23 protein-coding genes are annotated in these 19,128 nt (G+C 57.7%); 5 read left to right on the forward strand and 18 right to left on the reverse strand.

The genetic code is table 11. The features are described 5' to 3' along the window. Positions 1-84: 84 nt before the first annotated feature. The 3 genes from ACJ5NV_RS08930 to edd all read right to left on the reverse strand — a co-directional run bounded on the left by ACJ5NV_RS08930 (position 85) and on the right by edd (position 4,934). Positions 85-2,361: a methyl-accepting chemotaxis protein gene (locus tag ACJ5NV_RS08930; protein ID WP_411643320.1), complete on the reverse strand. Its 2,277-nt coding sequence runs from the start codon at positions 2,359-2,361 to the stop codon at positions 85-87. 91 nt (positions 2,362-2,452) lie between these two features. Then, the gene (eda, locus tag ACJ5NV_RS08935) at positions 2,453-3,097 is read right to left on the reverse strand and encodes a bifunctional 4-hydroxy-2-oxoglutarate aldolase/2-dehydro-3-deoxy-phosphogluconate aldolase (protein WP_411643321.1); all 645 of its coding nucleotides are present in this window, start codon (positions 3,095-3,097) and stop codon (positions 2,453-2,455) included. Between the two features lie 31 nt (positions 3,098-3,128). Next, the gene (gene edd / locus ACJ5NV_RS08940) at positions 3,129-4,934 is read right to left on the reverse strand and encodes a phosphogluconate dehydratase (protein WP_411643322.1); all 1,806 of its coding nucleotides are present in this window, start codon (positions 4,932-4,934) and stop codon (positions 3,129-3,131) included. Positions 4,935-5,108: 174 nt separating this feature from the next. On the opposite strand from edd, the gene ACJ5NV_RS08945 reads away from it, so the two are divergent. Genes ACJ5NV_RS08945 through ACJ5NV_RS08955 form a run of 3 tightly spaced genes read left to right on the forward strand, consistent with a single transcriptional unit; the run spans position 5,109 to position 7,455 of the window. Further along, positions 5,109-5,666, forward strand: a complete 558-nt coding sequence (locus ACJ5NV_RS08945; protein WP_411643323.1) for a DUF6778 family protein — start codon at positions 5,109-5,111, stop codon at positions 5,664-5,666. Positions 5,667-5,710: 44 nt separating this feature from the next. Beyond that, positions 5,711-6,913: an RSP_2647 family RNA methyltransferase gene (locus tag ACJ5NV_RS08950; protein ID WP_411643324.1), complete on the forward strand. Its 1,203-nt coding sequence runs from the start codon at positions 5,711-5,713 to the stop codon at positions 6,911-6,913. Next, positions 6,910-7,455 (forward strand): RSP_2648 family PIN domain-containing protein, encoded by a 546-nt coding sequence (locus tag ACJ5NV_RS08955; RefSeq protein WP_411643325.1) that lies wholly within the window; start codon positions 6,910-6,912, stop codon positions 7,453-7,455. The genes ACJ5NV_RS08950 and ACJ5NV_RS08955 overlap by 4 nt, the downstream gene beginning before the upstream one ends. 27 nt (positions 7,456-7,482) lie before the next feature. Here the strand turns inward: ACJ5NV_RS08955 and ACJ5NV_RS08960 are convergent, their stop codons facing one another. The 10 genes from ACJ5NV_RS08960 to ACJ5NV_RS09005 form a co-directional block, all read right to left on the reverse strand. Further along, positions 7,483-8,238 (reverse strand): calcium-binding protein, encoded by a 756-nt coding sequence (locus tag ACJ5NV_RS08960; RefSeq protein WP_411643326.1) that lies wholly within the window; start codon positions 8,236-8,238, stop codon positions 7,483-7,485. A gap of 185 nt (positions 8,239-8,423) precedes the next feature. After that, on the reverse strand, positions 8,424-9,110 hold the full coding sequence (locus ACJ5NV_RS08965) for a M48 family metallopeptidase (RefSeq protein ID WP_411643327.1): 687 nt from the start codon (positions 9,108-9,110) through the stop codon (positions 8,424-8,426). Between the two features lie 3 nt (positions 9,111-9,113). After that, positions 9,114-9,734 (reverse strand): DedA family protein, encoded by a 621-nt coding sequence (locus ACJ5NV_RS08970; RefSeq protein ID WP_411643328.1) that lies wholly within the window; start codon positions 9,732-9,734, stop codon positions 9,114-9,116. Beyond that, complete coding sequence (locus ACJ5NV_RS08975) at positions 9,727-10,092, reverse strand: hypothetical protein (protein ID WP_411643329.1); 366 nt, start codon at positions 10,090-10,092, stop codon at positions 9,727-9,729. Before ACJ5NV_RS08975 ends, ACJ5NV_RS08970 begins: the two co-directional genes overlap by 8 nt. A 61-nt stretch (positions 10,093-10,153) precedes the next feature. After that, positions 10,154-10,810, reverse strand: a complete 657-nt coding sequence (locus ACJ5NV_RS08980; RefSeq protein WP_411643330.1) for an MOSC domain-containing protein — start codon at positions 10,808-10,810, stop codon at positions 10,154-10,156. Beyond that, positions 10,807-11,991: a vWA domain-containing protein gene (locus tag ACJ5NV_RS08985; RefSeq protein ID WP_411643331.1), complete on the reverse strand. Its 1,185-nt coding sequence runs from the start codon at positions 11,989-11,991 to the stop codon at positions 10,807-10,809. Before ACJ5NV_RS08985 ends, ACJ5NV_RS08980 begins: the two co-directional genes overlap by 4 nt. A gap of 4 nt (positions 11,992-11,995) precedes the next feature. Continuing rightward, positions 11,996-12,166: a hypothetical protein gene (locus tag ACJ5NV_RS08990; RefSeq protein WP_411643332.1), complete on the reverse strand. Its 171-nt coding sequence runs from the start codon at positions 12,164-12,166 to the stop codon at positions 11,996-11,998. Between the two features lie 13 nt (positions 12,167-12,179). Further along, complete coding sequence (locus ACJ5NV_RS08995; RefSeq protein WP_411643333.1) at positions 12,180-13,526, reverse strand: DUF2927 domain-containing protein; 1,347 nt, start codon at positions 13,524-13,526, stop codon at positions 12,180-12,182. Then, positions 13,523-13,981, reverse strand: a complete 459-nt coding sequence (locus ACJ5NV_RS09000; RefSeq protein WP_411643334.1) for a GNAT family N-acetyltransferase — start codon at positions 13,979-13,981, stop codon at positions 13,523-13,525. The genes ACJ5NV_RS08995 and ACJ5NV_RS09000 overlap by 4 nt, the downstream gene beginning before the upstream one ends. 94 nt (positions 13,982-14,075) lie before the next feature. After that, the gene (locus ACJ5NV_RS09005) at positions 14,076-14,912 is read right to left on the reverse strand and encodes an AAA family ATPase (protein ID WP_411643335.1); all 837 of its coding nucleotides are present in this window, start codon (positions 14,910-14,912) and stop codon (positions 14,076-14,078) included. Positions 14,913-15,092: 180 nt separating this feature from the next. Here ACJ5NV_RS09005 and dksA point away from each other — a divergent pair, with 180 nt between their 5' ends. Continuing rightward, on the forward strand, positions 15,093-15,515 hold the full coding sequence (gene dksA / locus ACJ5NV_RS09010; RefSeq protein ID WP_411643336.1) for an RNA polymerase-binding protein DksA: 423 nt from the start codon (positions 15,093-15,095) through the stop codon (positions 15,513-15,515). Continuing rightward, positions 15,463-16,659 carry an FAD-dependent monooxygenase gene (locus tag ACJ5NV_RS09015; RefSeq protein ID WP_411643337.1) on the forward strand — a complete coding sequence of 399 codons (1,197 nt, stop codon included), beginning with the start codon at positions 15,463-15,465 and terminating at the stop codon, positions 16,657-16,659. Before dksA ends, ACJ5NV_RS09015 begins: the two co-directional genes overlap by 53 nt. Position 16,660: 1 nt before the next feature. Here ACJ5NV_RS09015 and ACJ5NV_RS09020 read toward each other — a convergent pair whose 3' ends face one another. The 5 genes from ACJ5NV_RS09020 to ACJ5NV_RS09040 form a co-directional block, all read right to left on the reverse strand. After that, the gene (locus tag ACJ5NV_RS09020) at positions 16,661-17,050 is read right to left on the reverse strand and encodes a hypothetical protein (protein ID WP_411643338.1); all 390 of its coding nucleotides are present in this window, start codon (positions 17,048-17,050) and stop codon (positions 16,661-16,663) included. A gap of 67 nt (positions 17,051-17,117) precedes the next feature. Beyond that, complete coding sequence (gene xth / locus ACJ5NV_RS09025) at positions 17,118-17,918, reverse strand: exodeoxyribonuclease III (RefSeq protein WP_411643339.1); 801 nt, start codon at positions 17,916-17,918, stop codon at positions 17,118-17,120. 57 nt (positions 17,919-17,975) lie between these two features. After that, entirely contained in the window at positions 17,976-18,170 is a 195-nt protein-coding gene (locus tag ACJ5NV_RS09030; protein ID WP_411643340.1) for a hypothetical protein, read from the reverse strand. 61 nt (positions 18,171-18,231) lie between these two features. Then, positions 18,232-18,702, reverse strand: a complete 471-nt coding sequence (locus ACJ5NV_RS09035) for a hypothetical protein (RefSeq protein WP_411643341.1) — start codon at positions 18,700-18,702, stop codon at positions 18,232-18,234. Between the two features lie 32 nt (positions 18,703-18,734). Next, a complete protein-coding gene (locus tag ACJ5NV_RS09040) occupies positions 18,735-19,061 on the reverse strand; it encodes a HesB/IscA family protein (RefSeq protein WP_411643342.1) in 327 nt (108 codons plus the stop codon). Positions 19,062-19,128: the final 67 nt, after the last annotated feature.

The following is a 19,128-nucleotide window of genomic DNA, read 5'->3' on the forward strand; positions in this document are numbered from 1 at the left end:
CCTACGGATAATCTGTCGGGTGAGTTGAGTGACTGCCGTATTTCCCTTACTCAACCGGTTGCAGGTCCGTGACGGTTTCTGAGGTTAGAAATCCTCCCACATCTGGTCGCTGTTATCGCCGTTTGCCACCAGTTTTGCGGGCGCTAAGGGTGGTTCAGGCCGCGCGCTCTCTGCCCAGTTGATATCGGATACATCAGCCGCACTTGTGCTGAAACCTTGTTCAGGTTGCTGGAAGCTGTGGGTGCTGGCAATTGCGGTCGAGAGCGGGTCACTGTCCATCATATTGGTCTGTCTGGCCGCCGGGTAGTTGTCGCCGATTTTGAACGTGGCAACCAATTCAGACAGGTTTTTCACCTCGGTGGCCATGCTTCCCCCGCGATTGCTGGCCTCTTGCACCATGGCGGCATTTTGCTGGGTGACCTGATCGAGTTGGTTCACGCCGGAATTGATTTCCGACAGGCCGATTGATTGTTCAGCCGCGCCACTTGCGATTTGCGAAGTCATCGTCGCGATTTCGTTGACCTGCGCACTGATTGAAGCCAGTGCCTTGCCAGCGTTCCCCACCAGGCGCGTACCGTTTTCAACGTGTTTTCCGCTGTTGGAGATAAGTTCTGATATCTCTTTTGCGGCCTCGGCTGACCGTTGTGCCAGCGCACGTACCTCTGAGGCGACCACGGCAAATCCGCGCCCGGATTCGCCTGCGCGGGCGGCTTCGACCCCGGCATTCAGAGCAAGTAGGTTGGTTTGAAAGGCGATGTCTTCGATCACGTTGATCACCCGGCTGATATGCTTGGACGATTCTGCGATCGATTCCATGGCACTGATCGCGTCAGCGACAACGGTTTCATTTTTCACCGCTTCTGATTTGGCCTTGGTGACCGTGCTATCGACCGATTTGATATGCTCTGCGCCGGTGCGTACGCTTGTGGTGAGTTCATCGAGGGCGGCTGCGGTTTCTTCTAGCGCTGCGGCCTGGTTTTCAGTCCGTTGCGAGAGCGCAGATGTTGCGCTGTTATTTTCGACGGTGCCCGTGCGAATGATTTCTGTGGTTTCGGACACCTGCGCGATCACTGCTTGCAGCGCTTGGACCGTGCGGTTGAAATTCCTGCGCATTTCTTCGTATTGCTGTTCAAACGGCTGGGCGATTTCAATTGTCAGGTCGCCATCTGCTAGGCGCGACAGCTCTGATTGCATGGTCTGCACCACTTGCGCCTGCGCTTCTTGTAATTTGGCGCGCTCCTGTTCCGCATGCGCCCGTTCGACCTGTGCATCGCGGAAGACGCCAAGTGCACGGGCAACCTGACCTAATTCATGCTGATGCGCGGTACCTGTGATTTCGACCGCATTATCACCTTCTGAAAGTCGGGTTGTGACTTTGGCCAATTGCGCGAGCGAGCTGGAAATGGATTTGCTGATGACAAAAGCCAATACAATTGCGGCAAGTGTCGCGATGGCGCTGACCGCTGGCAGGCTGACATTCATGTTTTGGATAATGGACATGCCATCCTCGGCCAAAATTGACTGGCGCGCGATAATCGCGTCTACGATTTCGTCAAAACGGTCCTGCGCTTCGAGTCCGCTGGAGGCCAGCGTATCGTACAGCAGCGTGTCGATCGCTTCTGAAACCTCGCGATGGCTGTTCAAATCTGCTTCAAAGCCGCCTTCCAGCGCTTCGATTTGGGTCAGTAACCTGCCGATTTCGCCACCGGCGAGCACAGATGGCAGGGAGGCGATTTCTGCCCTGAATTCAGCGAAGAGCGTCTGCGCGGTTTCCAGATCCGCCGCCGTGTTTGAACCAAAATAAACCTCAATCGCGACCTGTGAGCGCAGGAATGCCTCTTGTACGAGTCCTGCGATATTGGCGAGTTCCGGGTCAGACCGGCTTAGGCTGGTTTGAAACAGATCACTGGAAAGCTGTTCTAGTGACAGCAATTTGTCCCGAATGGCCGTTTCCAGACCTGTCGCCGTTTCCGTCATTGTGACCATGCGCTCGAAATCTGTTTGATACGCAGTGGTCAGCTGTAAGAGCGCGGAAATCTCGGTCACGCTTGCCGGATCGTCGGCGAATATGTTCCGGTAATCCACGTCGTATAAAATTTCGTTGATATTTTGCAGCACGAAATCACGTGCCGTGTCTGACTGTTCAGCGCCGTATTCGAGCGTGCCGAGCCGTACCTGATAGAGGTCTTCCACGAAGGCATTCACAGCAATCGATTGCTCTGTGTTCTGGTGGTAATCTGTGTAATCCGTGCTGAGCCGCTGCACAGACAGGATGGCCATCGTCGCGAGCGCTATGACCACCAGCGTCACGACCGAAAAACCAATGCCAATACGGCGCGCGACAGACCAACTTTCGAACATTTACTGACTCCATGTATGCACGGAGCCAAGTCCTTAAGCCTGAAATGCTAAGCCTGCGTAAAGAAGCCTGCGAGAGACCGTCGTTAAGGGCTTAACCCTTGCCGAGCTGTGATGCCTCTTGTGCCAGCGCGGTAATCTCGTCCCAGTCCTTTGCGGTCACCTTATCCTGCGGCGCGACCCAAGACCCGCCAACGCAGAGCGTATTGCCCAGTGACAGGTAGTCCATCGCGTTGCCCAGGCTGACGCCGCCGGTGGGGCAGAATTTGACCTGTGGAATTGGCGCGCCGATTGCCTTGAGCGCCTTGGCACCACCATTGGCTTCGGCGGGGAAGAATTTTTGCACGGTGTAACCCCGTTCCAAAAGCCGCATCGCTTCGGACGCGGTGGCTGCGCCAGGTAGCAGGGGCAGCTCATTCGCCTCGCAGGCGTCAAGCAGCACGTCGGTGGCCCCGGGGGAGACACCGAAAGTCGCGCCTGCGGCTTTTGCGGCTTCGACATCTTTCGGCGTCAACAGGGTTCCGGCCCCGACGACGCCACCTGAAACGCTTGCCATTTCACGAATCGCGTCCAGCGCGGCGGGTGTTCGCAGCGTGACCTCGAGTGCGGGCAACCCGCCTGCGACAAGCGCCCGGGCGAGATCGGCAGCAATACTGGCATCGTCAATCACCAGTACCGGTACGACCGGTGCAAGTTGGCAGACGCGGGCGGCAGCGGCAGAGGCTTCTTGAGGTGTCATAAAATCACTTTCCGAAAGTTTTATAGAAGTTTTAAACAACAACGCCCGCGCCGTCGACCGCAAGGCCGACATTCTTGCGAAATGCGTCAAAGAGTTCACGGCCAACGCCTGTACCATTCCCACTGAGATCGGCGATGGCCGGGCTGCGGCTGCTCAGGTCCACGTCCAGCACCTCTAGCGCGCCTTTGGTGGCGTCCATGCGGATCATGTCGCCGTCGCGGATCAGGCTGATCGGGCCGTCATCGGCCGCTTCCGGGCAAACATGGATAGCGGCGGGCACCTTGCCGGATGCGCCGGACATCCGCCCGTCGGTGACCAATGCAACCCGCAGCCCGCGATCCTGCAGGACGGCGAGAGTAGGCGTCAGCCCGTGCAGTTCAGGCATGCCATTGGATTTCGGCCCCTGAAAGCGGACAACGATCACCGTGTCAGATGTGAATTCACCGGCCTTGAACGCGGCTTTCACCGCATCCTGATCGTGGAACACGCGGGCAGGGGCCTGAATGATGTGCCGCTCTTCCGCGACGGCAGAGGTTTTAATCACGCCCCGGCCCAGATTGCCGGACAGTTGAGTCAACCCGCCATGGCTGTTGAAGGGGGTGCTGGCAGGACGCAGGATTTTTTCGTTCAGCGTATGCCCGGCCCCCGGCACATAGGTGATGCGCCCGTCCTTGACCTGCGGTTCTTGCGCATAGCGTTCCAGCCCGTCGCCGGCGACGGTTTTGGTGTCATCATGCAGCAGCCCTGCATTGAGCAGTTCCCCGATCATGAACCCCAGCCCGCCTGCGGCGTGGAAGTGGTTCACATCGGCCAGCCCGTTGGGATAGACCTTGGCCATCAGCGGTGTGACCTCTGACAGGTCACTGAAGTCTTCAAGATCAAGGATGACACCCGCGGCCCGCGCCATCGCGGGCAGGTGCAGCACCAGATTGGTGGAACCGCCCGTTGCCATCAGGCCGACAATGCCGTTCACAAAGGCTTTTTCATCAAGAATGTCGCATACAGGTCTGTAATCATTACCAAGCGCGGTGATGTTCAGCGCCCGTTCGACACCTGCAACGGTCAGCGCATCGCGCAGCGGCGTGCCGGGATTGATGAACGAGGATCCGGGCAGGTGCAGCCCCATGAATTCCATCAGCATCTGGTTGGTGTTGGCTGTGCCGTAGAATGTGCAGGTGCCCGGACCGTGGTAAGAGGCCATCTCGGCCTCCATCAGTTTGTTGCGGCCGACTTCGCCGGTGGCGAATTGCTGGCGGACTTTGGCCTTTTCGTCATTTGGCAGGCCGGTTGTCATCGGTCCCGCAGGGATGAACAGACCGGGGATATAGCCAAAGGTTGCTGCGGCAATCACGAGGCCGGGCACGATCTTGTCGCAGACCCCCAGATAGAGCGCTGCGTCAAAGACGTTGTGCGACAGCCCAACACCTGCGGCTAGCGCGATTACATCGCGCGAAAAGAGCGACAGTTCCATCCCGGTTTGGCCTTGGGTCACGCCGTCACACATGGCGGGCACACCGCCCGCGACCTGTGCTGTGCCACCTGCCGCGCGCGCCGCCGCACGTATCAGATCGGGGTAGCGTTCAAATGGCTGATGCGCCGATAGCATGTCATTGTAAGCGGTGATGATGCCGATGTTGGGCCGCTGCGCCTCGGTCAGTTTATCTTTGTCCCCCCCCATTGCGGCATAGGCATGGGCCTGATTGCCACAGGTCAAATGCGCACGCCGTGGTCCTTCAGCGGCGGCCCGTGTCATGGTGTCCAAGTATTTGGTGCGCGGCCCTTCTGAGCGGGCGCGAATACGGTCGGTGACGGCTGCGATAGTCGGGTGAAGCGGCATAATCATCCTCGTGGCTTGGTCAATTACAGTCTAACACATAATGTTAGCGCTAACAAGGCGGCAATGTTGCCATCAAAACAGCGCGTAACGTATGATTTATTAACGCATTGTTGTCACTCTCACGCAAATGTGCGCAGATGGCGAAATCTGATCCTTAGCAAGGTACCCACCGTGATGTTGAAAGCTTGTCTGTATTTTGTTGCTCTGTTTTTGAGCCTGTCCGCCTGTAGTGGTCCGACATCGGAATACCGCGCCAGCACCCAGGCGCAGATTGTACGGTCTTATGACCTGCGCAGCTTTTCTTTCACTGTGCCGGATGATCTGAGTGTATCAGAAATCGACGGTTATTACCCGATCGCCAATATTGTCTGGCGAGGCGACCCGCGTGGTGATCGCAAGGCGCAAATTACCGAGATGTTTGAGACGGCTGCTGCCCGAAATCAGTCTGTGATTGATGGTCAGGTCCCGGTCGCCGTACATGTGCAACTGAGCCGTTTTCATGGTGTCACGGACAAGACCCGCTATTCTGTGGGCGGCGTCTATAACATCGTCTTTCTGATCACCGTCCGGAATGACCAAACTGGTGAGGTAATCGAACCGACACGGCGTGTGGCGGCCAATCTGGACGCACCGGGCGGAAGCCGGGCCGTCGAGCTGGAACAAAGCGGGCAAACACAAAAGGTGCGGGTGACTGACTTCCTGACCAAAGTGCTGCGCGAAGAACTAACCTAGCTTGCATCTTTCAAGCGGCGCAAAACATAGATAGGAGGGCGGTCATGACAGAGATCGCCCCCACCCGCCCCGTTGTCCGCCTGACCCCCAAAGCAGAAGCCCGCGCCATCCGGCACGGCTTTCCTTGGGTCTATGCCAATGAACTTGTGCTTGACCGTCGGACCAAGGCGCTCGCGCCGGGGACCCTTGCGCAGTTGGAAGACTCAAATCGCACGGCGATGGGGGTGGTTGCCGTCAATCCGGGATCAAAGATCACTTGCCGGATGCTCGACCGCGATCCGGAAGCAGTCATTGATCAGGATTGGTTCGCGGCCAAATTGAACCGTGCGCTGGAGCACCGTGCACGGTTATACGATGCGCCATTCTACCGACTAGTGCACGCAGAGGCGGATGGCCTGCCGGGTGTTGTCATCGACCGCTTTGGTGATGTCGCCGTGGTCCAGCCGAATGCAGCATGGGCAGATCAGTTGATCACGCCGCTGGTCGCCGCATTGCAACAGGTTACCGAGGTTGCAACCGTCATTATGAACGGCACCGGCCGCGCGCGCAGCCTTGAAGGTCTTGATGAACGTACCGAGGTATTGGCAGGCGACGCGCCCGAAGCACCGCTGGCCGTGCCGATGAATGGTGCACACTACATGGCTGATGTCATGGGTGGGCAGAAGACCGGGCTGTTTTTCGATCAGCGTCCGAACCACGCTTTTGCAGCCAGCCTGACAAAGGGTGCGCGGGTGTTGGACATGTTTTCGCACGTCGGCGGCTTCGGGCTGGCCGCATTGGCGGGCGGTGCGGCATCGGTGCTGGCCGTCGATGGCTCTGCCCCGGCACTAGAACTGGCCGCACAGGGTGCGGATGTTATGGGCGTGTCGGACAGGCTTCAGACCCGCAAAGGCGACGCCTTTGATGTGTTGACGGCACTGGCCGAGGAAGGGGCGCAATTTGATGTGATCATTTGCGACCCGCCTGCCTTTGCCCCTTCGCGGAACGCGTTGGAAGCCGGGCTGCGCGCCTATGAGCGGATCGCGCGACTGGCGGCACCGTTGGTGGCCGAGGGCGGGTATCTGGGGTTATGTTCCTGTTCCCATGCGGCTGATCTGACCCGTTTTCGCAATGCATCAGCCCGTGGTATCGGGCGCGCCGGGCGGCGGGGGCAGATCATCCACACCGGTTTTGCCGGACCGGATCACCCGTTGATGCCGCATCTTGCTGAAAGCGGCTATCTGAAGGCGGTGTTCTTTCGCCTATGAGGGTGATGGTCGACGCTTGTGTGCTTTACCCCACGGTGATGCGCGAGATCGTGCTGGGCGTGGCGGGGCAGGGGCTGTTTGAGCCGCGTTGGTCGCCGCGTATTTTAGAAGAATGGGCGCGGGCCACGATCAAGCTGGGGCCGGAGCAAGAGGTGTTCGCGCGGGGGGAGATCGCCGCGTTGCAAGTGCGCTTTCCTAAAGCGTCTGTGAGTTATGATACCGGGATTGAGGCGCGGTTTTGGCTGCCCGATGCGGCGGACGTCCATGTGCTAACCGCAGCGGTGATCGGATCATGCGATGCGATCCTGACAATGAATGCCAAGGATTTCCCGCGAAATATCCTGGCCGAAGAGGGATTGGCCCGGCTTGATCCGGACGGGTTTTTATGCGGGCTGTGTGATGAGGCCCCGGAGCAGGTCCGGAGCGTCGCCGCGCGCGTTTTGGACGAAGCGTGCAGGCTGTCAGGTGAAGGCTGGAGCATGCGGGCCCTGATGAAAAAGGCGCGGTTGCCGCGGTTCGGGAAGATGTTGCGCGACATCTGAAGACGCCGCACAACGCTACTATTGGGTTCAGAACAGGAAGTCGCTCTGGTCCAGTTCCACACCACCTGCATTTTCGATTGCAATAGTGCCGAGACCATCCCCGCTGTCTCGGTCAAAGTATATGTATGTGATGGAGTCACGTCCAAGGGCCAGGGCAATACCCAAATCAATGTCAGCAAAAGCAGTTAGGTCGATCTTATCTGTCCCACGCTTAAAATCAGTCACAACATCATCGCCGAACCCGCTTGTAAATATAAACGTATCTGCCCCTGCGCCACCGGTGAGTATGTCATTGCCTGCCTCACCGATGAGTACGTCATTTCCGCGGCCGCCCTGAAGCGTGTCATTGCCCGATCCACCATAAAGTACATCGTTCCCTACGCCGCCCTTAAGCGTGTCGTTGCCAGCACCACCATCGAGAAAGTCTGAGCCGGTCTGGCCTAGCAACTCATCATGTCCGGTACCGCCATAGAGACGGTCGTTGCCGCCATCGCCGACGAGCTTGTCACTGCCTGAGTCTCCGAACAGCCAGTCATTGCCGGTGCCGCCTTCAGCCTTATCGTCACCAGTGCCGCCCAATAGGACGTCACTCCCGGTATTGCCAAATAGGTTGTCGTTGCCACCATTGCCATAAATGATGTCATTTCCGAGCAAACCACGTTTGGTGTTACCGTTATTGTTAAGTTCGATGATATCGACGTTGCCTCCTGCATTTATTGTGGAATTGATCGCGTCATTGCGTGAAGCATTGTAGCGTTCGGTTTCGTCTGGGATGGTGGACATATGAGTGGTTCCTTAGTTTTTCGATGTTTTCGAAAACAGGTAACTCATTACACTGATTGATTTATTGTCTTGATCTTCGCTGTCAGCAATCAGTGCATTTCAGGGCCGGCAGGATCCCGCCCATCAAGCTGTACAGCTGTGATGGGCAGCCTATTTGGCTAAGGTGATGCGGCTGCGGCTTATGTTTAGGCGCGATCCCACTTTGCTTCATTCGCTTCGATTGCGGCAATCCGTTGCGCTGTTTTCGGATGGCTGAGTAACCAAGCAGGGGTACCGCCACCGGCATCGCCTGTCAGCTTGGGCAATTTATCAAACAGTGATTTCTGGCCATTTGTCCCGATCCCGGATTTCACCAGCAGGGCAGAGGCATAGGCGTCTGCCTCAAATTCATCCTTGCGCGACATGCGGGCCGCCAGAAGTGTCATCAGCCCGTTCGCGATCCAAGGCCCGATCACCGGCAGGATCCTGTTCAGGATCATCCCAAGTGTCATACGCATGGCGTTCTGTCCGGAAAAGTCGATCATCCGGCGGCGCGAATGCCCCAGTGCCACATGCCCCAACTCATGGGCGATCACGCTGGCCATCTCGTCGGCGCTGACCTCACCCTGCCGGTATTTGTCGAAAAAACCGCGCGTGATAAAAATGCGTCCATCGGGGGCGGCGAGCCCGTTGATTGGCGCGATTTCGTATATGTGCACCTTGATCTGTTCAATATCCAGCGCCTGCGCCATCTGGTTGGTCAGAACGCGCAAGACAGGGTCAGCTAGCTCTGTCGATTTTTGATCCAGTTCGCGTGCGGTGCGCCAGACCGAAAACCGGTACATCGCGAAACCGTATAGCAGTGCAAGCAGAATGGGGAGAAACTTGATCATCTGTCAGATATGGGGTGCGGGTGCTGTTTTGCCAGACCGTGCGTCACTGGCGCGCAACAGCCACCTGCCCAGCAGGGCCGCAACAACAGCAGCAGCGAGAAAGCCTGACAGATTGGCAAGCAGGTTGCCAATAAGGGTCATTTGGTCCGCGAATGTATAGCCAAGGCCCACATAAAGCCCGACCCAGACGATTTCACCTGCCAGCCCCCAGAGCGCAAAACGGAGCCAGGAAAATTTGCTCAGCCCACTGACGTAGTTCATGTAGGGGCCCAAAGGGGCGACCAGCCAGCAAGAGAAAAATACGCTCGACCCGCCCCAGCGCTGCATGAAAGCGCGGGAGCGTGTCATCAGCTTGGCCCGTTTGGGCGCGGCGTTCAGCCAGTTTGCCAGCCTGTCCCCCAAGCCCCGCGCGATCCAATAGCCTGTGTTGTCGCCCAGAACCGCACCGCAATACGCGGCGGCGGCGACAGCGATCAGCGACAGATCACCGGTGGCCGCAAAACCACCGCAAGCCAGCATCAGCAGGGATGACGGCACCGGCAAGGCAAGACAGCTGAGAAATGTGACGCAGAAAAGCAGTGCAATACCGTAGTCGGCGGCGAGGGTTAGCACCAACTCAGTCATTGGTACGTTCCCCACCTGCGCGCCAGTCTGTCACAGCGGCGTCAATGCGTACCTGTAGATCGTTGATCGAGACGTTTTGCTCTGCCGCGATTGCGTCCAGCGATATCCGGCGCGGCGGTGCATCCGGGGTCAGAAACAGCGCCGGGCCTGCCACATGGGGTGGGATGTCATAGGATCGGGCCACATAGCGGGGCGTCATCCAACCGTCGAGCGGCTGATCCTGATGCATGGGGTCCGACCAATAGATTGCCTGTCTGACCGTGTGAAACCCGAAGAACCCGGCAATCCCTGTGACCGCGACAAAGGCTATCAGGGCCAGCCGTTGTCGTCGCCACAGATAGGACAGTCGGCGCCGCATCGTGTTTTTCCTTGTCACATTTGCCCGGTCAGAAACCATAAATCGGGCGGTTGATCTTTACTTATACGCTGGTCGGCCCGGTTTCCGGTGCGTGTTTTGAAAGACGTTCCTGTGCCAGCGCGCGCAATTTGTGATGCGCGGGCACCGTCAGCACGCGCGCTAGGAAGTCGGGATCGTCAAAATGGCGCAGATAGTGCCGCGTGCTTTCAATAATGAGGATGCGGTCACCGTTATAAGATGTGAACTCTACCGGTTGCCCCGCAGTGATCTGGACTGTTTGCAGGACCCGCGCATAAGCACCGGGCCGGGCCGCGCGGTAGAATTGTTTGATCGCCTGCGGATCCCCGATATGGGCGGCATAGGTGGCGCAAGGAATGCGCGGTGCCGTGATTTCCAACATGACGTTGCCGATGGTGAGCTTATCACCGACGGCAAGATCGGCACTGAGCAGGTCTGATATCAAAAGGTTTTCGCCAAAGAAACCGGCAGGCAGCTCGCGCCCAAGTTCAGTTTGCCACCACACCCGATCCGGTTCGCCAAACAGGTAGACAGCCTGATCAACGCCGCCGTGGTTATCCAGATCACAGATCGTATCACCCGACAGGCCCAACGGTCCGATTTGCACGGGGCCGGTGACGGGCTTTTTAAAATGGCCGGTCAGGCCGGATTTTGCAGGGGTGGGTTCAGGCTTGCCTGTCTGGATGCTCAGCACGTTCATTTCAGCACCTTCATCCCCCGGCTGATCCCGTCCAGTGTCATTGGCACCATGCGATCTGTGCCGAAAATCTCTTGGATCATCTGGATTGATTGTGTGTAGGGCCAATAGCGTTCATCCAGTGGGTTGATCCACAGGTGATTGGGCCATTGATCGCGGGCGCGTTCAAGCCAAGTCTGGCCTGACTCTTCGTTCCAATGCTCGTTCGCCCCGCCCTTAAAAGCAATTTCATAGGGTGACATGCTCGCATCGCCCACGAAAATGCATTTGTAATCCGGACCATAGGTGCGCAGGATTTCCCATGTGGGGGTCTGGGCGTTCCAGCGGCGGCGGTTGTCCTTCCACACGCCTTCGTAAAGGCAGTTGTGAAAGTAGAAATGCTCAAAGTGTTTGAATTCGGCTTTGGCGGCGCTGAACAGTTCCTCGACCACTTTGATATGCGGGTCCATAGAGCCGCCGATATCAAGAAATAACAGCACCTTGACCGCATTACGCCGTTCGGGGCGGGTCTGCACATCAAGATAGCCATGTTCGGCGGTGGCGCGAATCGTGCCGTTCAGGTCCAATTCGTCGGCCGCCCCGTCGCGTGCCCATTTCCGCAGCCGTTTTAAAGCGACCTTGATGTTGCGGGTGCCCAGTTCGACGCTGTCATCAAGATTGCGGAATTCGCGCTTGTCCCAGACTTTGACCGCGCGCTGGTGACGGCTTTCTTTTTGCCCGATGCGCACGCCTTCGGGGTTATAGCCATAGGCCCCAAAAGGGGAGGTGCCGGCCGTGCCCACCCATTTGCTGCCGCCCTGATGGCGGCTTTTTTGTTCTTCGAGCCGCTTCTTCAACGTCTCCATCAGCTTGTCGAAGCCGCCCATGGCGTCGATTTCGGCTTTCTCGGCCTCGGTCAGGTGCTTTTCGGCCAGTTTTTCCAGCCAGTCGGCGGGGATGTCGACGGCGTTGAGCACCGCCTCTGCCGGGATCGCATCGAGCCCTTCGAAGGTGGTGGCAAAGGCGCGGTCAAACTTATCCAGATGCCGCTCATCCTTGACCATGATCGTGCGGGCCAGAAAATAGAATGCTTCGACGTCGTATGTCGCCAGCCCTGCCTTCATGCCTTCGAGAAACGACAGGAACTCGCGCAGGGAAACCGGGACCCCGGCGCTGCGCAAATTGTCGAAAAAGGGCAGAAACATCGCGCTACACGTAGCTGCGTTCGATAGCGATCAGGATGAACAGACCAATCAGACCAAAGATGATCGCAAAGACCGCGCCCCATTGCAAAAGGTCAAACAGCTTGCCCCCGCGCATCTTTGCGCGCAAAGCCCCAAAAATCGCCCCGAGCAGAAGTCCCGACAGTGGATAGATCATGGTAAGGCCCTTGTCAGCTTGGCGTTTCCTGCGGTGGCAGCGATGCGATTTCGTTCAGCCTGTCGATCACCTCGTCGCGGCTACGAAAGCCGTACCGCGCCCAACCAAGGCTGTCCAGCCGTAAGGCCATGCCTGCGTCAGTGTCACCCTTCAGGTCCAGCGCCTCGGCCTTGAACATCATTAGCAGGGACAGAAGCGACGCATTCTGATGCTCCCGCGCGACCGGGATCGCCTGATCGGTGATGGTGATGGTGGCATCTGCATCGCCGGAATTCAGGGTGAAGGCGGCAAGCTGGACTGCCACATGGGCGGCATGGATATCGGTAACCCGGTTTTGCGAATAAGCCCGGCTGGCGGTGTTGAACGCGCCAAGCGCGACAACGGAATCATTCCCAATCTGCAAACGGCCATAGGCGTAATTGGCAAAGCCTTCGCGCGGTCCGGTCCAGCCAAGGCTTTGTCCGATGGCAATGGCACGCGCTGCCGCCTGACGTCGCCGGTCCGGGCTGGTGCCGCCGCTGAGTGCAGCTTCGATGGAATTGATCCAGATCCGCGATGTGCTGCTGGGGATTTGCCCGCCAGCGCGTTCGCCGCGCGGGTTCAGCCGGGCGAGGATACGGGGCAGGCGTTGCGCGACCTGACCTTTCGACATGCCGCTTTGCAGGTCGGGCGCGTAGTAGGCGCGCAGGATCAGCATGTCGAACCCGGTCAGCACCGCGTGGATATTATCATCGTTAAAGACGGAATCGGGCAGGCGATACAGATCGTTGAGCGGGCCAAGGGCTTGCGCCAGTTCTTCGTGCAGGCAATCGCGGATTTCCTGCGGTGCCACGTTAGACGGTAAAAAGATCGCCGCGCGGGTCCGTGTTCTCAGCCGCGCCCAGTCCAGCGCCGCCGTACCGCGTGCGCGGCGCAGCTCGTCGAAACTGGAGGCATTTGGGACAACGAAACAGGCCGCATTTGGGGCCATCCGTTGCAGGGTGCGGGTCGGCACGCCTTCGATCACGATGTTGGCGGTCTCTGTGCTGGACAGGCTGATGTCGATCCGCGCCTCGTCGCGCAGCCGTTTGAGAAGCGCATCCAGGTCAGACCGCATCGAGGGTGTCACATCGCCGGTTAGCCGCACGGTGATGGGCTGTTCGAACCTGCTGAAGTACGGCAGTTCGCGCCCGCTTTCCATTTGGAACGACAGGTCCATGAAATCCAAGGCGATTTCCGAATTGGGCCGCGATGGACGATCGGGGCTGGCCGCCGCAAAACCGCGCGCTTCGGGAAAGTCGAGCCTGATCGGTTCGGGGCCCTCTGGCAGCTCGGCGCAGGCAGAGGCAAACATCAGTGCGAATGCGATGAGCCGCTTCATGTGGCGCGCTGGTATTTGATGAAATTGGTCAATTGCCCGACCCGGTCATAGAGTTGTCGTCCCGTCACATTATCATCCTGTGTCAGCCAATAAACATTGGGTGCGCCAGCCGCATCGGCGGCGGCATAGACCGCTTCGATCAGTTTCCGCCCAACGCCCTGACCACGCACTGATGGATCAGCATAGAGATCCTGAAGGTAGCACGAATTTTCGATCCGCCAGCAGTGTCGGTGAAATAGGTAGTGGGTCAGGCCGACGGGGGTGCCGTCTACCTCGGCGATCAGGCAATTGAAATCACAGTCGTCATCGCCCAGAAGCCGGGCAAAGGTGGTGGCATAGACCTCTTCCGTGACCGTGCTTTGATAAAACGTCAGATACCCGGTCCAGAGTGCGCGCCAAATGGGTTCGTCTTCCGCGCGCAGGGGGCGGATGATCGTTTCGACATTTTTTGTCATTGTCGTATCGCTCTTGTTTGCCTCAGAGCAACAATACGCTGCTTTGCGCCACTGACCAGTTCAATATCGCATCAATGCGCGGTGGACCGCCCGGTCAGCCACGCCGCGCCATAAAAGCCAGACGTTCGAAAAGATGTACGTCTTGTTCGTTCTTGAGAAGGGCACCATGCAGTTTTGGCAGCGCATTCGCCCCGTCACGTTTGAGATCTTCGGGCGACAGGTCCTCTGCCAGCAACAGTTTCAGCCAGTCCAGAACCTCTGACGTGGACGGTTTCTTTTTCAACCCTGCCGTGTCGCGAATTTCGTAGAATTGGGTCAGCGCGGTGGTGAGTAACGCCTCTTTGATCCCCGGATGATGTACGGTCACGATTTGGCGCATCGTGTCAATGTCGGGAAAGCGGATATAGTGGAAAAAGCAACGGCGCAGAAAAGCGTCGGGCAGTTCCTTTTCATTGTTCGACGTGATGATCACGATGGGCCGGTTGACGGCTTTCACAGTCTCGCCGGTTTCATAGACGTGGAACTCCATTCGGTCGAGTTCCTGTAAGAGATCATTAGGAAATTCGATGTCAGCTTTGTCGACTTCATCAATCAGCAGGACGGTTTTGCCATCCGCAGCAAAGGCCTGCCAAAGCTTGCCGCGTTTGATGTAATTGGCCACATCATGCACGCGTTCTTCACCCAGCTGACTGTCGCGCAAGCGGCTGACGGCGTCGTATTCATAAAGACCTTGCTGCGCCTTGGTGGTCGACTTGATGTGCCACTCGATCATCGGCAGACCCAGTGCCGCTGCCACCTGACGTGCCAGCTCTGTCTTGCCTGTGCCGGGCTCGCCTTTGACGAGTAGCGGGCGTTCAAGCGTGACGGCGGCATTGACCGCCATCGTCAGGTCGTCTGTGGCGACATAGCTGTCTGTGCCGGTGAAATGCATATTTTCTACCTCTGAAACTTGAACGCAACCTAGCAGGTCGTCGCCGATCATCAACACCCTGCTAAAGGCTGAAATGAGGGGGTGACACTGACCTATCAAAAGAGTAAACCGCCCATAAAACAAGATCATGGCGCGGGACGGGTGGCCTGATGTCATGTTGGAGACTTACTGGGTATGACTATGAAAACCGAAGTTTTTTTGCCGGAAGATTATCGTCCTGCCGACAGTGAACCGTTTATGAATGATCGCCAGCTTGAGTATTTTCGCCGCAAGCTGCTGACCTGGAAAGAAGAGCTTCTGGAAGACAGCCGCGATACCGTCGCAGGCATGAAGGACCAGACCCGCAACATCCCCGACATTGCTGATCGCGCTTCTGAGGAAACTGACCGTGCGCTGGAACTGCGGACCCGCGATCGCCAGCGCAAACTGGTCAGCAAGATCGATTCGGCACTGCGCCGCATTGACGAAGGTGAATACGGATATTGTGAAATCACCGGCGAACCGATTTCGCTGAAACGTCTGGATGCGCGCCCCATCGCGACCATGAGCCTTGAGGCGCAAGAGCGCCACGAACGCCGCGAGAAAGTCCATCGCGACGATTGATCATAACGCAGGCCGCACCATCGCCATCATCGGCGGCGGGATCGGTGGCCTGACTGCCGCACTGGCCTTTGCACAGCATGGCGCGATCGTCACCGTCTACGAACAAGCCCCGGCAATCACCGAAGTCGGGGCGGGCATACAGATAACCCCCAATGGTGCGCGCGTCCTGAACCGACTGTTACCTGACGGCGCGCTCGACCGGATCGGGATTACAGCGCAAGCGGTCATGCCGATGGACGGGCTGAGCGGGCGGTCAGTCTCCCGTTTTGATCTGACCGCGCAAACCCCACCTTACCGCTTTTATCATCGTGCGGCGTTGATTGACCTGCTGACAGACGCGTGCAGAGCGGCGCATGTGACCATCAAGCTGAATGCGCGGATCACGGATGTGCAGCCCGATGGCAGCTTTGATACCCCTGATGGCCGGATCAGCCCGCATCTGACAATCGGGGCGGACGGCGTGCATTCCATTGTCCGCCCTGCAATCAATGCTTTGGATGAAGCTTTTTTTACGGGGCAGGTGGCATGGCGCGCGATTATTGACGCGCCCGATGTCGCGCCTGTGGCCCGCATCTGGATGCTGCCCAATCGGCATATGGTCACCTATCCGCTGGCAAATGGCCGGATGAATATCGTCGCCGTGCAGGCCCGTAGGCAATGGGCGGACGAAGGCTGGCATCACGCGGATGAACCGGGAAACCTGCGCAAAGTCTTCGCGGATGCGTGCTGGGGAATCAAAAGCATTCTGGGCGAGGTCAAACATGTCAATCTATGGGGCCTGTTTCGGCACCCCGTCGCGGCGCAGTGGCATCAGGGGAATATTGCGATCCTTGGCGATGCTGCGCATCCGACGCTGCCCTTCCTTGCACAGGGCGCAAATTTGGCGATTGAGGATGCCTATGTTCTGGCGCGTTGCTGCAATGAGAATGCCGCGCTTGAGCCTGCATTATCCGCCTATCAGACGGCGCGTCAGTCCCGCGTGACACGCGCGATTGCCGGTGCAAATGCAAATGCGGTGAATTATCATCTGTCAGGTATCCGCCGGACAGTGGCGCATACAGGGTTGCGTGTGATTGGGCGGGCCGCACCGGGTGCGTTCCTGAACCGGCTTAGCTGGCTTTACGATCACGATGTAACGGGTTGAATTACCAGTTGCGATTGGCCTGATCGGTCACACGCTCCAGCACTTCGTGACTGCGGTAGTCGACGCGATAGATATCATCTTCGATCTGCATATAGACCCAGCCATCGCGCACATCGGGCAAGCCGTAATAGCGGGCGTTCATCATCATGGAATATTCACCACGTTCCAGAAATTCACCGACATCAACCGGGGCAGGACGGGGCGTGCGTGCGACGGCTTTGCAGGCGGTGCCCGGCACTCCGATGCGGCATGATCGTTCCGTTGCGTTTGGCGGCGTCGCCACGGGTACGGTCATACAGGCCACGCCGGGTACATTGATGCGGCACTGTGCGCTCGCAAGCGTAGGGATGGTCGCGCTTAGCGCCAAAAGTGTGATCAGTCTGGAAATCATAAAATTGTCCTTTGTTTCAGGACAGAACTGTGTCTGGATGCGGATCGTTCCCGATATAATCGGTTTTTCAGGCCGCCAAGTCAATCCAGACAGGCACGTGATCCGATGGCTTGTCCTTGCCGCGCATTTCGGATTCGATCCAGCAGTTGTTCAGCAGGTCCGCGCATTGCGGGCTTAGCAGGAAATGGTCAATGCGAATGCCGTCATTTTTATCCCATGCGCCCGCCTGATAATCCCAGAAAGAATAGTGACCGGCACCAGCATCGCGCGCGCGGAAGGCTTCGGTAAAGCCGAGGTTTTGGATGCGCCGGAATGCGTTGCGGCTGTCGTGCAGGAACAGCGCGTCTTTGCGCCATGCATCTGGGCGCGCCGCGTCTTCGGGTTGCGGGATAATGTTGTAATCGCCGGCCATTAGCGCGGGTTCTTCCAGCTTGAGAAGTTCCTCTGCACGGGTCTTGAGCCGTTCCATCCAGCGCAGCTTGTAATCATATTTCGGACCGGGGGCGGGGTTGCCGTTCGGCAGATAAAGCCCACAGATGCGGATCGCCTTTTCCCCGACGACCGTCGCTTCGATATAGCGGGCCTCTTCATCATCGACGCCATCACGCCCGGCACCAGCCGCGCCGGGCAGGCCGCGTGTTACGTCTTCTAACGGGAATTTGGAAAGCAGGGCGACACCGTTGAACCCCTTTTGACCATGGGTTTCCACGTTGTAACCTTTGTCCGCGATCACGTCGCGGGGGAAGCCTTCATCAACTGATTTGATTTCTTGTAGAATCGCCACATCGGGCTGCGCTTCATCAAGCCAGTCGGTCAACGCATCAATGCGGGCCTTAACCCCGTTGATGTTGAAAGTCGCAATCTTCATGGAAATTCCCCTGTCATCGGGGATGTTTTGCCGCACAGCATGGCCATGCACAAGCGGTCAGAGACGTGTTTTTGCCGCTTTGCGGTGCGTGCGCTTGCCCAGCGCGGATAAGGCACCTGTTAATCCGTCAAAGGATTGGCGCGCTTCGGATCGGATCAGGTTTTTACGCAGGTTCATGCAAATAATCGCGCTATTGATCAGGGCGAAACTGACCAAGGCCAGCAACACCCATTCGGTGGACGTGATTATCATGACATCTTGCATCTACTTCACCATTGGTTGGCTACGATCCTAGCGGCTCTTTCTTAACACACTATTTGATGTCTTGCAAAAGCCTGCAGAAGGTCTCGTAGTTGGATTTCTGTACCCGCAAGGCTGAAGCCCTGCGAAACGTGCGCTTACGATAATAGGTAATCGCGATGGTCGTGATTGCAAGCGCCCCGATCAACCCGGCAGAGGTGACAGGGTCGCTTGCACCCGTCGCAAGGGTGACAACAGTGCCGATCACCAACCCCACAAGGCTGCCCAGGGCGAGCCTGCTGGGCAGCAGATCATTTTCCATTTCTGCGATATCTTCGCCTAAATCCCTGATTTCGTCAGACAGGCTTTGTGTGATGACATCAATGATGTCCCTGATCGTGACAGTGTTGCTATCGCGCGCGCCTGCAATCAGCCTGTCGCGCAGATCCAGCCGCGATTGCCCATCGGCAAGGGCGGCCTGCAGCAATCGGGTAAATTCGGCTTCATCAATCTGTATTTGGTAATGACCGTTGATCTGATCCATGATCAGCGCGGTCAGTCTTGTATTGTCGTGCATTACATCGAAAATGACGTGCCGCAGCCGCAGGAGGATGTGGCGTTCGGGTTTTCAATGACAAAACGTGCGCCGATCAATTCCTCGGTGAAATCAATCACGGCATCGGCAAGAAAGGGCAGGGACACGCTGTCGATCACGACGGTTTCCCCGTGATCGGACAGGATCAGATCGTCGTCTTTCGCTTCGTCAAGATCAATTTCATACTGAAATCCAGAGCAGCCGCCCCCTTCGACGGCAACACGCAAGGCTTTGCCCTGCGCCGCAGCGCCGATTTCAGCCAGTCGTTCAAACGCGCGGGGCGTTACCTTGGGTGGGATCGTTAGCATATTGTAACCTATCGGTTCTGTTACAGTTGCAATATAGGGGGGGCAGGCAAAACGAACAAGACAGGCA

It is taken from the genome of Loktanella agnita, assembly GCF_046640325.1.
GTDB lineage: Bacteria > Pseudomonadota > Alphaproteobacteria > Rhodobacterales > Rhodobacteraceae > Yoonia > Yoonia agnita.

Excerpts from the sequence above, each read along its gene's own strand:
- ACJ5NV_RS09040 (WP_411643342.1), bottom strand. The coding sequence starts at position 19,061 with ATGCTAACGATCCCACCCAAGGTAACGCCCCGCGCGTTTGAACGACTG.
- ACJ5NV_RS08930 (WP_411643320.1), bottom strand. The coding sequence starts at position 2,361 with ATGTTCGAAAGTTGGTCTGTCGCGCGCCGTATTGGCATTGGTTTTTCG.
- ACJ5NV_RS09005 (WP_411643335.1), bottom strand. The coding sequence starts at position 14,912 with ATGCATTTCACCGGCACAGACAGCTATGTCGCCACAGACGACCTGACG.
- ACJ5NV_RS08980 (WP_411643330.1), bottom strand. The coding sequence starts at position 10,810 with ATGAACGTGCTGAGCATCCAGACAGGCAAGCCTGAACCCACCCCTGCA.
- ACJ5NV_RS08965 (WP_411643327.1), bottom strand. The coding sequence starts at position 9,110 with ATGATCAAGTTTCTCCCCATTCTGCTTGCACTGCTATACGGTTTCGCG.
- edd (WP_411643322.1), bottom strand. The coding sequence starts at position 4,934 with ATGCCGCTTCACCCGACTATCGCAGCCGTCACCGACCGTATTCGCGCC.
- ACJ5NV_RS08945 (WP_411643323.1), top strand. The coding sequence starts at position 5,109 with ATGTTGAAAGCTTGTCTGTATTTTGTTGCTCTGTTTTTGAGCCTGTCC.
- ACJ5NV_RS09035 (WP_411643341.1), bottom strand. The coding sequence starts at position 18,702 with ATGGATCAGATCAACGGTCATTACCAAATACAGATTGATGAAGCCGAA.
- ACJ5NV_RS08985 (WP_411643331.1), bottom strand. The coding sequence starts at position 11,991 with ATGTTTCTGCCCTTTTTCGACAATTTGCGCAGCGCCGGGGTCCCGGTT.
- ACJ5NV_RS08970 (WP_411643328.1), bottom strand. The coding sequence starts at position 9,734 with ATGACTGAGTTGGTGCTAACCCTCGCCGCCGACTACGGTATTGCACTG.
- ACJ5NV_RS09000 (WP_411643334.1), bottom strand. The coding sequence starts at position 13,981 with ATGACAAAAAATGTCGAAACGATCATCCGCCCCCTGCGCGCGGAAGAC.
- xth (WP_411643339.1), bottom strand. The coding sequence starts at position 17,918 with ATGAAGATTGCGACTTTCAACATCAACGGGGTTAAGGCCCGCATTGAT.
- eda (WP_411643321.1), bottom strand. The coding sequence starts at position 3,097 with ATGACACCTCAAGAAGCCTCTGCCGCTGCCGCCCGCGTCTGCCAACTT.
- ACJ5NV_RS08955 (WP_411643325.1), top strand. The coding sequence starts at position 6,910 with ATGAGGGTGATGGTCGACGCTTGTGTGCTTTACCCCACGGTGATGCGC.
- ACJ5NV_RS08975 (WP_411643329.1), bottom strand. The coding sequence starts at position 10,092 with ATGCGGCGCCGACTGTCCTATCTGTGGCGACGACAACGGCTGGCCCTG.
- dksA (WP_411643336.1), top strand. The coding sequence starts at position 15,093 with ATGAAAACCGAAGTTTTTTTGCCGGAAGATTATCGTCCTGCCGACAGT.
- ACJ5NV_RS09030 (WP_411643340.1), bottom strand. The coding sequence starts at position 18,170 with ATGATAATCACGTCCACCGAATGGGTGTTGCTGGCCTTGGTCAGTTTC.
- ACJ5NV_RS08990 (WP_411643332.1), bottom strand. The coding sequence starts at position 12,166 with ATGATCTATCCACTGTCGGGACTTCTGCTCGGGGCGATTTTTGGGGCT.
- ACJ5NV_RS08950 (WP_411643324.1), top strand. The coding sequence starts at position 5,711 with ATGACAGAGATCGCCCCCACCCGCCCCGTTGTCCGCCTGACCCCCAAA.
- ACJ5NV_RS09020 (WP_411643338.1), bottom strand. The coding sequence starts at position 17,050 with ATGATTTCCAGACTGATCACACTTTTGGCGCTAAGCGCGACCATCCCT.
- ACJ5NV_RS08960 (WP_411643326.1), bottom strand. The coding sequence starts at position 8,238 with ATGTCCACCATCCCAGACGAAACCGAACGCTACAATGCTTCACGCAAT.
- ACJ5NV_RS08995 (WP_411643333.1), bottom strand. The coding sequence starts at position 13,526 with ATGAAGCGGCTCATCGCATTCGCACTGATGTTTGCCTCTGCCTGCGCC.